The sequence below is a fragment of the Flavobacterium sp. MDT1-60 genome (assembly GCF_014844035.1).
In the GTDB taxonomy this organism is placed as follows: Bacteria; Bacteroidota; Bacteroidia; order Flavobacteriales; family Flavobacteriaceae; genus Flavobacterium.
Genome location: NZ_CP062159.1, coordinates 4,426,563 through 4,442,635, shown reverse-complemented (window position 1 = coordinate 4,442,635; position 16,073 = coordinate 4,426,563). Strand labels below are relative to the sequence as shown.

Here is a 16,073-nt window from a genome sequence, read left to right as displayed (position 1 = left end):
TCTCTAGTGACTTGTAATTTTTTTAACCATCACTTTTAATTGTAAATAAAATACTACTTTTGATGAGTTTGACAGGTTATTGTTTTTTTTAGATTATCGTATCGATAAGAAGGAAAAATATATTAGCTATAAACTTACTGTTGTTTTTAAATATAAATTGATAAATATGCTAACCAGTATACATAATAGCTATCCGAAGTTAGGTGAAGTGATTTCTAATTATAAAGAATTTTGGTTTGAACTAAACTTACCATCAAAAGAGACCGTGTTAAAAGAAGGAACCGTCTCCAATGTATTATATTTTATAATTAAGGGAAGCATGCGTCTTTCTAATAATGATAATGGTACTGAAATCTCAATTCAATTCTTCTTTGAAAATGATTTTGTATCTTCTTTCGAAAGTTTTTTAAAGGACACACCTAGCGTATTTAGTTTAGATACTATTGAAGATACTAGCGTTTTACTAATTAAAAAAGAGCATTGGAAAATTATTATTAATGAAAATTCATGCTTAAAAGAAATGTTTATCGATTTTATTTCAGATAGGTTAGTAAATTATGTAAACCATTTTTTAGAGTACATTAAAGAGAAACCAGAAGTGCGGTATCAAAACTTATTAAAAAACAAACCTTATATTCTACAACGTGTTCCTTTGCAATATATAGCTTCTTATCTCGGAATCACAAAAGTGTCCTTAAGTCGCATTCGCGCTAGAAAGAGTTAAGAAGGATTAGGAAAAAACACTAATAAACAAGGTACTGATTGTTGTTTAGTAATTATTTTTTGTAGGAATTTAATTAACAATTGTTATTTTGTTTAGTGCATAATTGGGTCATATTTGCAAAAAATTAAAACAAAAAATATGAAACAAAATATTATTCTATATAATTTTAAGCCTGTCTTAGTAGGTAAATTATTTGATCAAAAGAAACTTAATAAGTACACTAAATTTCTTTATTATCATTTGCAAAATAAAACTTGTTTATCTGTCGCGGGAGATAATAATAGTACTGTTGATTATGAGTTTGTTTCACATCAAGTAGACAAATATGCTATTTCTCCTGAAAATATTAATCAGCGACAAACTTTACTTTTTGATGAAATAGAGCAATTTATCGAAAATAAAATGGAAGATGCTTCAATTAATGATTATCAACTTCCAAATAATCTAGTAAACAGTTTGAGTGATTTAGGTATCGCTAAAATTGGTAGTAGAATGCAATGGTTTAAAGAAAAAATGGGCTATGTTTTTGATGAATTTTATTCTAAAACTACTATTGCTCCAGAAAATCTGTTGCACGTAACATGTTCTGGTTATGCCTCTCCAAGTGTTGCTCAGGAAGCTGTTATAAAAAGAAATTGGCAAACTTCTCAAGTGACACATTCTTATCAAATGGGATGTTATGGTGCTTTTCCAGCGATTCGTACAGCAAGCAGCTTAGTAAAATCTAGTACGAACAATGGAAGAGTAGATGTTGTGCACACAGAGTTATTGTCGTCGCACTTGAATTTAACAGAACTTTCTGCTTCCAATATTATGATTTGCTCACTCTTTGGCGATGGTTTTATTGGTTATTCGCTCCAGGAAGAGTACTCTTTTATGAATGATGATAGTATCGAAGAAAAAAAAGGATTACGTATTTTGGCATCTCACGAAGTGATCATTCCTGATTCTCTAGAGGATATGTCTTGGGATTTAGGCGAGTATAGTTTTTTAATGACACTCTCTAAAAGAGTTCCAGTTTTTATTCGTAAAAATATTGAATCATTTTTGACTACGCTTTGTAACAAAGCTGACATAAATCTTGAAGAGGAAAAATCCAATATGTATTTTGCGATACATCCTGGAGGACCTAAAATAATTGATTATGTAATTGATGAAATCGGAGTTCTTAAAGAACAAGCACATTCGTCATACGAGATTTTACGTCGACAAGGTAATATGTCTTCAGCAACTATTCCACATATTTTTAATGAGATTATAAATGATTCAAAACTAAAGAGTGGGACAAAAATTGTAGCTATGGCTTTTGGTCCTGGACTTACTGCAACGGCCTTATTAGTTGAGAAGATATAATTTATTTAATTTATGGAAGAAGTATACGATGTTATAATTGCGGGATGTGGCCCAACTGGTGCCACATTCGCAAATTATTTTGGTAAGCAAAATTTAAAGGTTTTAATTTTTGACAAAGAGAAAAACATAATTGATTATCCAAGAGCGGTACATATTGATGAGGATGTTATCAGAATTTTTCAGGAGTTGGGATTGTATGAAGCTATGAAAGAGGATTCTATAAAACCTTTTAAAAATTATTCGTTAGTTACAAAAAAGGATAAATTACTTTTTCAATTTCAACCAAATTCAAGTATATCCGAAAATATTGCTGCTTGTAACTGGATTTTGCAGCCTGAGATCGAAATGCATTTGCGTAACGGTTTTGCGCAGTATCCAAATGTGGAATTTTTAAAAAATACAACATGGAAAAATTTGATTCAAAAAAAAGATTCTGTTTCTCTATCATTGATAATTAGTAAAAAAGAATCATTAAATGTAAAGGCTAAATTTCTTATCGCTTGCGATGGAGGTAAAAGTGAGATTCGCAAAAAATTAAAAATTGATCTTCATGATTTTGGATTTAAAAAAGAATGGCTTGTTATAGATGCAAAGTATAAAGGAAATGATGTTTTTTCTGAAGATCACAAACAATATTGTGATACCCACCAACCCATTACTTATGTAAATGGTGTCGCTGATCATTTTAGATGGGAATTTATGATTTCAAAAAAAAATGAACTTTTACAGGAAGATGCTTTATCTGAAATGATGATCTCAAGATTAAGTTTTAGTTTTCCTATTCAAGATTTTGAAATCATTAGAAAAAAGAAGTACATCTTTCATACCCTGATAGCTAAGAAATGGCGTTGTAACACTGTTTTTCTTGCGGGCGATGCTGCACATCTAATGCCTCCGTTTTTGGGACAAGGAATGTGCTCCGGAATAAAAGATGCTAAAAATTTATCTTGGAAAATCATTAAAGCCTGTTCGAAATCTAATGCTAAAATTGAAGAATTGCTGGATTCCTATCATAAGGAAAGAGCCCCACAGGTAGGAAAAATAATTAAAGTTGCTGCTATTTTAGGTGGATTTATCCAATGTTCTAATCCAGTTTTGGGCATTTTTAGAAATGGATTCCTGAGATTTCTTAATATTTTGCCAAGTAAACCTATAGATGTTCTTATAGATAAACATCTATATAGTATAAATATCAAAAATTTCTCAAAGAATAATCACCCTATGGTTGGAAGGAGAATTCCTCAGCCCATAATCTCTTTGAATAATAATAGAAATGTGTCTTTTGATGAATTATGTGGTTTTAACTGGGTAGTACTTTTTCATTCAGACTGTAATATACGTGCTTTTAATCCATTGGGAAGATTAAAATATATTCCGCTTGTAGAAAACATCGAAGATTCTTCAATGGGAATATTTTCTGTTTTTTTTAGTAAATGGATGAATGAAAATAATGCAGATTTTGTTGTGATTAGACCTGATAAATTTATTTTTGAGATTGGCAAGGTTAAAGATTATGATAAAGTAATCAGTGATATTGATTCTTATATAAATGTAATTAGTTCTAATTAAAGAAATAATCCATGAATTTTCTAATCGTTTTTAATCATCCTTTCAAAGGAAGTTATTGCAATGCTTTGCTTCAGGCAGTAAAAGAAGGTCTCGAAGTATCACAACATTCTGTTGATGTCATACATCTGGATAATGAACAATTCAATCCCGTTATGTCAGCCGAAGATTTAAGGTCTTTTAGAGATAAAAAAACTATTGATCCACAAGTTATCGCATATAAACAGCGATTAGAAAGGGCAGATCATCTCGTATTTATATTTCCTATTTGGTGGGAACTTATGCCTGCTTTAATGAAAGGTTTCATTGATAAAGTTATATTTCCTGGACTTGCCTATGATTATGCAAATGAAAAACACACAAGGATGAAGCCTCTATTAAATAATATAAAAAGGATCACTGTAATAACTACAATGAATACACCAAGATGTATTTATCAGTGGATTTTTGGCAATGCAATTCAAAAAGCATTACTCAGAGGTGTATTTTGGAAATTAGGGTATAAAAACCGAAAATGGATTAGTTTTAATAGAGTAAAAATGGTAAGTGCAAAACAACGAGAAAAGTGGTTAAAAGAAATAATAACTAAATTTTCAAAACTATAAGAAATGCTTTCTTCTATTTAAAATCTAAATTTCCTTTATAATAATTCACCATCAAATCTACAAATTTGCTGTAACTGTCCATGCCGTCTTTTTGATTGTTTGTTTTTAGGAAATTGTCATAAAAAACATGGAAACCTTCATCTATAAAAGTATCATATTGTTTCCAGAAATCATGGCTTTCCTGATAGTTTTTTAAGATTCCGACATGCGTTTGCTTCTTTAACTGTTCGAAAATTTTCTCGTTTTTAACTTGCCAGATTCCTAAACAATAGCGTAAGGCAAAACTATATCCTGAATATTGAAAATATAAATTATCGTTTTTTACAGAAGCTAAAACACCAATAAAATTACATTCACTTTCGCTCGCAAAACCCATTTGATGTGCCATTTCATGACAAGTAGTGGCAGGGAAATTATACATTGGAAGTAAATCATTTACCTGTGCTTCATTCGTAAACGGATTCAAATAACCGCCAAATCCCATATAAGTCAAAGGAAGGCTGAAAAGAGATTTTTTGACGCTTAAAATTTCATATTTAAAATAGGGATGTTCTTTAGCCAGATTGTTGTATCCATTGAGGGTCATCTGAAAAGCTTCTTTCTGAGAATAAGGAAAAACTATTTTAGAACTATTGTTTTTGGTAATCTGAAACTGAATTTCGTTGGTTTTAAAAATTAGTTTTTTGGTGAAAGCTAATAATTCGGCATCAGTATATTCTCTTTTGATGTCCATTTTTTGAAAAAGTGGTTCACGATAATAATTGAATGCCCAAAGCATATGAAAGAGGAAATAAAAAACAGAAATTTTACCTACGATTTTTAGAAGATGATCTTTCCAGTCAGTTCTCCATGTTTTTCGGATTTGCCAAAACCAGCGAATTATAGATAAGATTAGAATACAATAAATAAGATCACCAATTGAAAACGGAATTTTACCTAAAACTGTTCTTAAGAAATGTGAAATTCTGAGGTATAAATTGTTGCTATAGGCGCCTTCGACAAAATCCGGAAAAAAGGGAAGGATTTTTAGAAAGATAATTTGAATGACCAGAAATAAGGGCAAAATATATTTTGATTTCACATCGTAAATTTTGGATACGTAAATATAAATACAATATTTACTGATTGAAAAAAAAATTAGCCACGAATTCCACTAATTTTCACTAATTATTGGTTTGCTTTATTTTATTTCAAAAAAATACTAAAGGTTTTTGTGATTCAATTTTAGAGCCGTTATAATTAGTGCTAATTCGTGAAATTTGTGGCAAAAAAGAATTTAAACTTTGTAACTTTGAAACTCTTAATTGTTAAACTTCAAACAAAATATAATGAGTCAGGAAATAAGAAATCTGGAACCAAAGGCACTATGGAATAAGTTCGCTGATCTGAACGCTGTTCCGCGTCCGTCAAAGAAAGAAGAACGTGTGATCGAGTTTATGAAAAACTTTGGAAATAGCCTGGGTTTGGAAACTTTTGAAGACGAAATTCGAAATGTAATTATCAGAAAACCGGCAACTCCGGGAATGGAAAATCGCAAAGCAATTGTAATGCAGGGACATCTTGATATGGTGCACCAAAAAAATGCAGATACTGTTTTTGATTTCGATACGCAGGGAATTGATATGTATGTTGATGGGGACTGGGTTCGCGCTCGCGGTACAACGCTTGGTGCTGATAATGGATTAGGAGTTGCTACAATTATGGCTATTTTAGAAAGCAAAGATATTCCACATCCTGCAATTGAAGCTTTGTTTACCATTGATGAAGAAACAGGAATGACAGGCGCTTTAAATTTAAAAGGCGGAATTCTGCAAGGTCAGATTTTGTTGAACCTGGATACCGAAGAGGATGATGAGATTGATATAGGATGTGCTGGTGGAATCGATGTAACGGCTACAAGAACGTATCACGAAGAAGAAGTTCCGGAAGGATCAGTTGGTCACATTATTACCGTAAAAGGTTTAAATGGAGGTCATTCAGGAATGGATATCAACAAAGGTTTAGGAAACGCTAATAAAATAATGAATCGTTTGTTATTTGATGCTTTTGAAAACTTCGGTTTACAGGTTGCTGAAATTAACGGGGGAAGTTTACGTAATGCTATTCCAAGAGAAAGCGTTGCAAAGGTAATTATTTCTGAAATGTTTGATGAAGCGTATATTTTTGATATGCAGGAAATCATCAATGATATCAAAACTGAATATAAAACGACTGAGCCAAACTTATCTATTGAGATCGTAAAATGCGATTTACCTGAAAAGGTAATGGATTTAGGTGTTCAGGAAGGAATCATCAGAGCAATTTATGCAGCTCATAACGGTGTTTACAGAATGAGTGCTGATATGGAGAATTTAGTAGAAACTTCAAATAATATTGCACGGGTTATTATAAAAGATGGTGAGATATTGATTGGATGTTTGACGCGTTCTTCTGTAGAAACTTCAAAATTTGATTTGGCAAATTCATTGCGTTCTGCTTTTGAGTTGGTAGGTTGTGAAGTTGAACTTTCTGGTTCTTATCCTGGTTGGACGCCCAATGTAAATTCTGAAATATTAGACACTTTGGTGGGAATTTACGAAAAACAAAACGGTGAGAAACCAAAAGTGGTAGCTTGTCACGCCGGTTTAGAATGTGGAATTTTAGGAACAAATTATCCTGATATGGATATGATTTCTTTCGGGCCAACAATTCATGGAGCACATTCACCTGACGAAAGAGCAAGTATTTCATCAGCTCAAAAATACTGGAAATTTGTATTAGAAATTCTTTCGAATATTCCAGTTAAATAAAAAAGTCTCAGTTTGCAGTCACAGTTTTCAGTTTTAATAATAAACTGAAAACTGAGCTGTGACTGAAAACTTAAAATTAATCTCTCTTCGGAGAATTTTTCTTCTCTCGTTTCTCTTCTTTCTTTTCTTTAGCCGTTTTTAGCGGTTCTTTTTTTGCTGTTTTTTTAGCGTCTTGACTCTTTGCCATATTATTTAAATTAAGTTAATTTTTCTTTGAATGTAAGTAAATATAAATATAATATTCTGAATTGCTTAGTCTATTACTTTAAAAAATCACCATCAATTATTAATAATTCAACGCCCTTAGCAGTTATAGAGCGGTGAGAGCTTAGATCATCAGACACTACATAGGTCATTCCTTTGCTTAAATTGAACTTTTGTCCATTTTCTAATTCGCTAATAAATTCGCCTTCAAGACAATGTACGATATGTCCTTTCTGGCACCAATGATCTGCAGCATAATTTTCAGAGTAAGTAATTTTTCGAATACGTAAACTGCCTAATTGTATTGTTTGCCAAAATGCAGTTCCGGTTTCTCCTGCATGTTCAGTTTTTAAAATTTGAGTCCAGTCAACTGTTTGAAAAGGGATTTTAAGCATGGTATTTTTTATCTCGGTTGCAAGTAAATATAGTTCTAAAATAAAATCCTCATACTAATTTGTAATGAGGATTATATGTTTTGATCGTATGTCGAATTTCTAATTTCGCTTTAAAACTTTATACTGTTCGTAACAACCGCTAATGGCGTCCAGAATTTGTAGGTCATTTGCAGATTGAATAAAAGCATCGGAATAGTTGCACCGTTGTAAAATTTCAGGAATTTCATCTTTGCTTATGCCTAAGAGAACTGCAAGTGTTTCACGATCATATTTCGATTCCAGAAGATTTCGAATGGTATCGTCTTTTTTCATATCTTTTAATTTCTTGAGCTCTTTTCCGTTTTTCCCGAAGAAATTATAAAGCATATCAGCTGGGTTAAAAATCGATCCCAATACTTTTCCAAAAGCATTTGGTGCATATTCTCCTGCTTCATATCCTTGTGTAAGACCAGAAATACTGTAACGGTAATTTTCTTTAGTTGGAATTAATTTAGAATCTATTTCAAGATATCCTGTTAAATTAAAAGGAGCAATAACCACTTCTTCCAAAGCAATTGCTTTTTCTGTAAGTTGAATTCGTGTTACTTTATTTTTTATCCAGTCATTAGTTACTCTGATTCGCAGAGACTGAAATCCTAAAAGCGAGAAATGAAGTGTGTCATTTGGCTGTACATCAATCTCAAAATATCCTTTCGCATCAGACATAGCACCACGTACTTTGTTTGTGTTAATGACATTTACATTAGGAAGAGGTTGTTTACTATTATCGTTGTAGATATAACCAGAAACTCTCTGAGGAATGGCAGGGTCAGTTTCTTGTGCAAAACTGATGGTCGATATTAGTATAAAAAAGAAAACTGCGAAATATTTCATATCCTGATTTAAAGCACTAAAAGTAGTAAATCGGGATTAAATATTTCGTAGTCTTCGAATATAATTATCAGAAAATTAACAAAGGAAAGAAGTGTTACTTTTAGTATTTAACTAAAAAGGGAATATGAAGATTTAAATTATATGGTTTCGAATTATAAAATGCATCAATTCAAAAAAAGTTTTTAAATAAAAAAAATCCCAAATTCCATACTAATTGGAATTTGGGATTTTTATATTTAAAAGAAAATTAAATGATATTAATCTCTTCTTGGTCTTCTTGGTCTTGGTGAATCACCAAAGCTTTCAGAACGTCTTGGAGCTCTGTCCGAACTTCCTTCGGTTCTTGGAGTTGAACTTCTAAAACCACCTTCTCTTTTAGGAGCAGATGAATTTCTGTCGCTTCTGAAACCACCTTCTCTTGGAGCTGAGTTTCTGTCGCTTTTGAATCCACCACCACCAGAACCTTCACGTCTTGGAGCAAAGCTTCCTTCACGTCTTGGTCCGCCAGAACTACGTCCTCCACCGCTACGTCCGTTATGATCACGTCTTCCGCCACCATCATTTTTGGAAATTTCAACATTAATACGACGCCCTTCTAATTGTACGTTGTTTAATACTTCCATAACTTTATCAGTATGCTCAGGATCAGTGTTGAAGAAAGAGAAACCTTCTTTTACATCTACTTTGAAAACGTCATCACGACCTAAGTCTAATGTTTCTTTCAAGTAATCTTTAAGAGTCATCCAATCGAAATTGTCTCTTGAACCAATGTTTACAAAATAACGAACTGCTCCATTATTATTGAATTCTCTTGGTTCAGAATCACTTCTTTCGCGTCTTTCTCCGGCTTGAGATGAAATATCTCTGTTCTTTTTATAGTAAGCAATAAAACGGTTAAATTCTACTGATACCATTTTCTTGATTAATTCTTCTTTAGATAAACCTTCAAGAACATTGTTGATTGCTGGTAAATAGTTGTCAATTTCGTGATCAACTTCAGTATCTTTGATTTTAGTCGCTAAGTGCAATAATTGAATTTCGCAGATTTCGATTCCGGATGGAATAGTTTTTTCTTCGAATTTTTGTTTGATAATTCTTTCGATAGAAGAAATTTTACGTAACTCACTTTTTGTAACAATTACAATAGAAGTTCCTAATTTTCCAGCTCTACCAGTACGTCCGGAACGGTGATTGTAAGTTTCAATTTCGTCAGGAAGTTGGTAATTTACTACGTGAGTAATATTATCAACGTCAATACCACGTGCAGCAACGTCAGTAGCAACAAGCATCTGAATTTGTCTTCCACGGAAAGATTTCATTACACCATCACGTTGCGCCTGAGATAAATCTCCGTGCAATGCAGCAGCGCTGTATCCATCTTCAATCAATTTTTCAGCTACAGCCTGAGTATCTCTTTTAGTACGACAGAAAACCACAGAGAAAATATCTGGATTTGCATCGGCTAAACGTTTTAAAGCTTCGTAACGATCACGTGCATTTACTAAGTAAAATTCGTGAGAAACTGTTGCAGAACCTGAGTTCTTAGTTCCAACAGTAATTTCAACCGGGTCGCTCATGAATTGTTTTGCAATTCTGGCAACCTCTTGTGGCATAGTTGCAGAGAACAACCATGTACTTTTTTGGTCAGGAGTATCAGATAAAATAGATACGATATCCTCATAGAATCCCATGTTCAACATTTCATCAGCCTCATCAAGAATACAGTAGTCTATATTTTTAATGTTAACCAATCCTCTGTTGATCATGTCTTGCATTCTTCCAGGAGTTGCTACAATAATTTGTGCACCTCTTTTAATGTCTCTAGCTTGCTCTGTAATACTAGCCCCGCCGTAAACTGCTACCACATTAATACCTTTTTCGTATTTTGAGTAGTTTTTAAGTTCGTTGGTAATCTGTAAACAAAGTTCTCGTGTTGGCGATAAAACTAATGCTTGTGTATTTCTGTTGTCAGCATCAATTTTTTGAATTAGCGGAAAACCGAAAGCTGCCGTTTTCCCTGTCCCTGTCTGAGCCAACGCAACCATATCTGTGTCTTTTTCCAATAATAGGGGAATCGCTTTCTCCTGTACTTCTGACGGATTCTCAAATCCTAGATCTAAAATCGCCTTCAGTAACGATTCATTCAATCCTAATTGTTCAAATTTATTCATATGTGTATTTAAAATAGGGTGCAAAATTACTGTTAATTTTCCATATAAACTAATGCATTTTTAAGAATTATGCATTTGTTATGATTTGATTATCAAAAAGTTATGTTTATCGTAAAATCAATTTGATAAGAAAATGAATAATTTAACGTCTAGTAATATAAAATTTACCCTTTAAATTGTTGTATTTTGAACAATTATTTTGTGGAGTTCAGGAAATCAATTAGTTGCTTAGTTGCTTTTGCACGATGGCTGATTTTATTTTTAATATCTGAGGATAATTCGGCAAATGTTTCTGAATAATTCTCAGGTTGAAATATAGGATCATATCCAAAACCGTGATTTCCTGCTTTACTAAAAGTAATCTCTCCTTTGGCAAGTCCGGTAAAAAGATGCTGCTCTCCATTTAAGTTTAAAGCAATAACGGTCTTGAACTGTGCACTACGATCTGATTTGTCTTTTAAGGCATTCAAAAGTTTATCCATATTATCATCGGCATTGCGCTGTTCACCAGCATATCTTGCTGAATAAACACCTGGTTCACCATTTAGTGCCGTAACTTCTAAACCGGTATCATCAGCAAAACAATCATAACCGTATTTTTGAGTTACATAATCCGCTTTCAAAATCGCATTTCCTTCAATAGTATCTGCTGTTTCAGGAATTTCTTCATGACAGCCAATTTCTTCGAGACTTAATAATTGTATCGAACCGTTTAGGATGCTTTGAATTTCTTTGATTTTATTTAGATTATTTGATGCAAAAACGAGTTTCATAATAAAGAGTTTTGTTGTATGAGTAATTTGAAACACAAATTTAGAATTCTTATATTTGATATGTTGCCAAAAAATAAAATAAATGGAGATATCCGTCTTATATAAAAAGATAACGTCTTTTGTCAGGCCATACCGGAAAATGGTAATTGCAACTTTGCTGCTTACTTTTTTAGGTTCATTTGCAGCACAGGTAAATGCGTTAATATTAAAGTATACTGTTGATACAATTAGTAATTTGATGGTTGCCCACGAACCATTATCAAAAGGATTTCATTTATTAGGTATTATAAGCATTGTGCTGCTCTCCAAAGAATTAATTTATTCAGTAGTACAATTTGGACAGAAATTTTATGGGGAAAAACTGCGGATCTTCATAACCCGTGATATTTCACAAACTATAGTAGAGAAGATTTTGAGCTACAGAATGGAATTTTACTCTTCTAATGAAAATGAAAGCGGAAAACTTCAAACCAGAATCGATTTAGGAATTAGTAGTTTGACAAGATTGGTTCAGAATTTTTTTATTGATATTCTGCCTTTGTTCGCTAATGCTTTTGTAGCGCTGATTTTGATGTTTTACGCCAATGTTTATGTTGGTTTGGTGAGTTTGTGCATTATTCCGATTTATTTTTATGTAAGTCAATTGCAGGCAAGTAAATTGAGTGGTTTTAGAAGAAGAATGCGTTCGTATCGCGAAACGAAGAATAACGGTATAATAAGTTTAATCGAATCGATAACCGTAATAAAATCGTTTGTAAGAGAACCTATGGAAGCGGATCGCCATAAAAATATTCAGTTTGAAATGACCGAAAATCAATTGGCAACCAGAAAAACGAGTTTCATTTTTGAAAGCATTAAAGGTTTTATCGAACAAATAGGAGTGGTTATTATCATTATTCTGACAGCTTATTTTGTTTTAAATAATACAATGACCATTGGCGCGATCATGTTTCATATTATGTTGTTTAATAATGTATCATCGCCAATCAGACAATTGCATAGAATTTATGATGAAGTAAATGATGCTTTAATTTATTCCGAGGGATTTTTCGATATTTTAGAATCAGATCAGGAAAAAGAAACTAGCGGGAATTATATTCCGGAGAAAATAGTGGGACTTATCGAAGTTAAAAATGTTGATTTTGTCTATCCAAACGGAACTAAAGCATTATCAGATATTAATTTTACGATTAAACCAAATGAAACAAGTGCATTGGTTGGATTAAGCGGCGCAGGAAAAAGTACGATTATCAATTTATTAGATAAGTTCTATTTGCCTTCCTCTGGGGAAATTTATTTGGATGGAGTAGATTTAAACGAGTATAATACCGATTTTCTTCGTAAAAATATTGGACTAGTATTGCAAAAGAATCATATTTTTAAAGGAACAATTGCTCAAAATATTCTCTACGGAAATCCTGATGCTACACAATCAGAAATTATAGATGCGGCCAAGCAAGCTTATATTCACGAACAAATTATGCAATTGCCAAAAGGCTATGATTCTGATGCGCATTTACTTTCGGGCGGGCAACAACAACGAATTGCAATTGCGAGATTATTTTTGAAGAATCCGCCGATTATCTTTTTAGATGAGCCTACTGCCAGTTTGGATGCGATTGCAACAGAACAAATAAAAAAATCACTTGATGCTATTAAAAAAGACCGAACTGTAATTATTATCTCGCATAGTATTTCTCAAATTATTGATGCTTCACATATTATTGTTTTAGAACAAGGAAGATGTGTAGAGCAAGGAACACACGATGAATTATATGATAATAAATCAGTTTATTATGGAATATTTACGGCTATGGCCAATAGTTTAAATATCGAGAAAATTACGCAGACACTTGATTAGAAAAATGTTTTAAAGTGAATTTTTCGATCACAAAAGCAATGGCAATTCCAAAAGTATAAGCAATAATATCAGTCCAAAGAAAACCTTGGCCGAGAACATATCTTCCAAAAAGTGTTTTTCTGAGTTCGATCATCCATTCTTCTTGATAAAGTTGTAAAAACTCAATTCCGTAACAGATTAATAAGGAAAGAATCATTATTTCAATCGCTTTTTTCTCAATCAATATTATTCTGAGCAGTGTATAAATCATAACAGCATATAGCAGATCGCCGATACATAATGGAATAAAACTAATTTTTCTGGAGAGGATTCCAAGAAAGATAATTCCAAGGAAAATAATGAAATATTGAAATCTGTATTTTTTCAAACTTAAATTTTAGTTGGCAACATTAGTCCTTTTTCAGGTAAACAAAAATACAAAGATTCGCGTACGTGTACTTTATTTTCTAAATTTATCAATTCAAAAAAAACTTTACCAAAACAATAACCACATGAATACAAGATTTACTGTAATGATTTTAGCTTTATTCCTTTCTGGAAGTATTGCCTATTCTCAAAAGAACAATTCGTTTAGCGTTAAAAAACAGCTTGAATATTGCGCTGAACAAGCTTCTAAAACATTAAAAGTAATTCCGGACGATGGGACTTCTCCAAGAACAGTTCCGAATGGGAGCAAAGAATGGAAATTTGTTGGCTATAAAGACTGGACAAGCGGTTTTTGGCCGGGCGAATTATGGTATTTGTATCAGGCAACCGGAGATAAAAAATGGGAAAAAGAAGCAGATAAATTCAGCCGATTTTTAACACCTTTGTCAGTAAGCAAAGCTGGTGACCACGATTTGGGTTTTCAGGTTTTTAATAGTTTTGGAAATGGTTATCGCTTAACAAAAAACAAAGAGTACAAAGATATTATCCTGAAAACGGCCGATACTCTGGCAACACTTTTTAATCCAAAAGTAGGAACTATTCAATCGTGGCCACATAATAAAATGGGCGGTCATAATACGATTATTGATAATATGATGAATTTAGAATTGCTTTTTTGGGCTTCTAAAAATGGTGGAAATAAAAAGTTATATGATATTGCTGTAAAACATGCGGAAACCACGATGGCTAATCATTTTAGACCTGATTATTCAGCTTATCATGTCTTGATTTATGATTATGAAACTGGTAAAAAAATAAAAGGAAGAACCGCGCAAGGTTATAGCGACGATAGTATGTGGGCGCGTGGACAGGCTTGGGGTATTTATGGATTTACAATGGTTTACAGAGAAACAAAAGATCCTAAGTTCTTAGATTTTGCGCATAAAATTACACGTGTTTATTTGGATAGATTAACGACAGAAGATTTAGTTCCATATTGGGACTTTAACGCACCCGGAATTCCGAATGAACCAAGAGATGCTTCGGCAGCTGCCATTGTATCTTCGGCATTGATTGAATTAAGTTCTTATACAAAAGATGCAACTCTGAAAAACGAATATTTGACAAAATCTAAAAAAATGATTGTTTCACTTTCAAATGATTATCAGAGTCATGATGTTAATTCGGCATTTTTGCTTCATTCAACAGGCCATAAACCAGCCGGAAGCGAAATTGATTGCTCTATAAATTATGCTGATTATTATTATCTGGAAGCACTTTTGAGACTTCAAAAACTAAAATAAAAAGATTATGATGAAGAAAATAAGTCAAATTTTATTTGTAATTACGATTGCATTAATGGTGACAAGTTGTAAAAATACCAAGCAAAAACTTCAGGAATATGTTGTTTCGTACAATAAAACTGCTGTAAATTTTAAAAGTGAAAATGTCACGCTAACAACTGCCAGAGGTTATATCAATGACAATAAAATTGAATTGCGATTTGAAACTGATTTGCCACAAAATGAAACCAATAAAACAAAAGCTGTAAAGAGATTTCCAGAATTCCTGAAAGAAATGATAAGCAAGGATCTAAACTTTAAAGAATTAGTTGAAGAAGGAGTTCAATTTGATGTTTATTTCTTAGCTGATGATAATACGGTTCTTGCAAAAGAAATCATAAACAAGGAAGAATTAGTTGAATTGTTTAAAAATTAGTTCGATTCAGTAAAGTGTTTTACAATTTCAAAGCCTCTTTAAGTATTCTTAGAGAGGTTTTTTTATTCATTATTTTTTTGAATGAAGGAACACTTCCATTTTAGTACGGGTTTGGTTTATTTTAAGTAAATAAGTTGTAGTCAAATAATTACATTTTTAATTTTTATGAGCTACTATTGTTTTTGTATGGAAAGTTTGTTATGTTTGAGTTAAAAAATAACCATAAAATCAAAAAATTATGAAAAAAATTACCCAAATCGCATTTGCTTTTGCCGTTGTTCTATTGTTGGTAAGCTGTAAAAATACCAAGCAAAAAATTCAGGAACATGTTAGTAATTATAATACTTCGTCGTCTATAAAAGGAGGAAACGTTGTTAGTACAAGTGCCAAAGCATTTTTAAATGACAATAAAATTGAAATCAGAATTGAAACCAATCTGGAAGGAACTGATGTAAACAAATTAGCGTATAAGGATATTTTTCCAAGCCTGCTTAAAGAAATGGTTAAAAATGACCAGATTTCTTCGACATTAATTGAAGAAGGAGTAAAGTTTGATGTGTATTTTATATCTTATAACAATATAATTCTTGCGCAGCAATTAGTTGATAAAGATCAGTTAGCAGTTATAGAAAATGGAGCTGCAGCCGGTAAGGAAACGGCTAAGCTTTAATTTG

At 32.3% G+C, this 16,073-nt stretch carries 15 protein-coding genes; 9 read left to right on the top strand and 6 right to left on the bottom strand.

The features are described from left to right. The first annotated feature begins 166 nt into the window (after positions 1-166). From IHE43_RS18735 to IHE43_RS18720, 4 genes are all read left to right on the top strand, one after another. Positions 167-724 carry a Crp/Fnr family transcriptional regulator gene (locus IHE43_RS18735; protein ID WP_192185311.1) on the top strand — a complete coding sequence of 186 codons (558 nt, stop codon included), beginning with the start codon at positions 167-169 and terminating at the stop codon, positions 722-724. 138 nt (positions 725-862) lie between these two features. Then, positions 863-2,077 carry a 3-oxoacyl-[acyl-carrier-protein] synthase III C-terminal domain-containing protein gene (locus IHE43_RS18730; protein ID WP_192185310.1) on the top strand — a complete coding sequence of 405 codons (1,215 nt, stop codon included), beginning with the start codon at positions 863-865 and terminating at the stop codon, positions 2,075-2,077. 12 nt (positions 2,078-2,089) lie between these two features. Further along, on the top strand, positions 2,090-3,646 hold the full coding sequence (locus IHE43_RS18725; RefSeq protein WP_192185309.1) for an FAD-dependent monooxygenase: 1,557 nt from the start codon (positions 2,090-2,092) through the stop codon (positions 3,644-3,646). 11 nt (positions 3,647-3,657) lie between these two features. Beyond that, on the top strand, positions 3,658-4,248 hold the full coding sequence (locus IHE43_RS18720; RefSeq protein ID WP_192185308.1) for an NAD(P)H-dependent oxidoreductase: 591 nt from the start codon (positions 3,658-3,660) through the stop codon (positions 4,246-4,248). A gap of 13 nt (positions 4,249-4,261) precedes the next feature. Here IHE43_RS18720 and IHE43_RS18715 read toward each other — a convergent pair whose 3' ends face one another. After that, entirely contained in the window at positions 4,262-5,329 is a 1,068-nt protein-coding gene (locus IHE43_RS18715) for a DUF3810 domain-containing protein (RefSeq protein ID WP_192185307.1), read from the bottom strand. A 247-nt stretch (positions 5,330-5,576) separates the two neighbouring features. On the opposite strand from IHE43_RS18715, the gene IHE43_RS18710 reads away from it, so the two are divergent. Next, positions 5,577-7,037 (top strand): aminoacyl-histidine dipeptidase, encoded by a 1,461-nt coding sequence (locus tag IHE43_RS18710; protein WP_192185306.1) that lies wholly within the window; start codon positions 5,577-5,579, stop codon positions 7,035-7,037. A gap of 260 nt (positions 7,038-7,297) precedes the next feature. Here the strand turns inward: IHE43_RS18710 and IHE43_RS18705 are convergent, their stop codons facing one another. From IHE43_RS18705 to IHE43_RS18690, 4 genes are all read right to left on the bottom strand, one after another. Further along, positions 7,298-7,636 (bottom strand): DHCW motif cupin fold protein, encoded by a 339-nt coding sequence (locus tag IHE43_RS18705; RefSeq protein ID WP_192185305.1) that lies wholly within the window; start codon positions 7,634-7,636, stop codon positions 7,298-7,300. 99 nt (positions 7,637-7,735) lie between these two features. Further along, positions 7,736-8,509, bottom strand: coding sequence for a carboxypeptidase-like regulatory domain-containing protein (locus tag IHE43_RS18700; protein WP_192185304.1), 774 nt, complete (start codon positions 8,507-8,509; stop codon positions 7,736-7,738). Between the two features lie 257 nt (positions 8,510-8,766). After that, positions 8,767-10,680, bottom strand: coding sequence for a DEAD/DEAH box helicase (locus IHE43_RS18695; protein WP_192185303.1), 1,914 nt, complete (start codon positions 10,678-10,680; stop codon positions 8,767-8,769). Between the two features lie 194 nt (positions 10,681-10,874). Then, on the bottom strand, positions 10,875-11,453 hold the full coding sequence (locus IHE43_RS18690; protein WP_192185302.1) for a non-canonical purine NTP diphosphatase: 579 nt from the start codon (positions 11,451-11,453) through the stop codon (positions 10,875-10,877). A gap of 82 nt (positions 11,454-11,535) precedes the next feature. Here IHE43_RS18690 and IHE43_RS18685 point away from each other — a divergent pair, with 82 nt between their 5' ends. Beyond that, positions 11,536-13,314, top strand: coding sequence for an ABC transporter ATP-binding protein (locus IHE43_RS18685; protein ID WP_192185301.1), 1,779 nt, complete (start codon positions 11,536-11,538; stop codon positions 13,312-13,314). Here the strand turns inward: IHE43_RS18685 and IHE43_RS18680 are convergent. Further along, positions 13,295-13,681 (bottom strand): DUF2809 domain-containing protein, encoded by a 387-nt coding sequence (locus tag IHE43_RS18680; protein WP_192185300.1) that lies wholly within the window; start codon positions 13,679-13,681, stop codon positions 13,295-13,297. The two genes, IHE43_RS18685 and IHE43_RS18680, sit on opposite strands and share 20 nt — an antisense overlap. A 124-nt stretch (positions 13,682-13,805) precedes the next feature. Here IHE43_RS18680 and IHE43_RS18675 point away from each other — a divergent pair, with 124 nt between their 5' ends. From IHE43_RS18675 to IHE43_RS18665, 3 genes are all read left to right on the top strand, one after another. Next, the gene (locus IHE43_RS18675; protein ID WP_192185299.1) at positions 13,806-14,984 is read left to right on the top strand and encodes a glycoside hydrolase family 88 protein; all 1,179 of its coding nucleotides are present in this window, start codon (positions 13,806-13,808) and stop codon (positions 14,982-14,984) included. A gap of 7 nt (positions 14,985-14,991) precedes the next feature. Then, the gene (locus IHE43_RS18670; RefSeq protein WP_192185298.1) at positions 14,992-15,399 is read left to right on the top strand and encodes a hypothetical protein; all 408 of its coding nucleotides are present in this window, start codon (positions 14,992-14,994) and stop codon (positions 15,397-15,399) included. A 238-nt stretch (positions 15,400-15,637) separates the two neighbouring features. Beyond that, positions 15,638-16,069, top strand: a complete 432-nt coding sequence (locus IHE43_RS18665) for a hypothetical protein (protein WP_192185297.1) — start codon at positions 15,638-15,640, stop codon at positions 16,067-16,069. Positions 16,070-16,073: the final 4 nt, after the last annotated feature.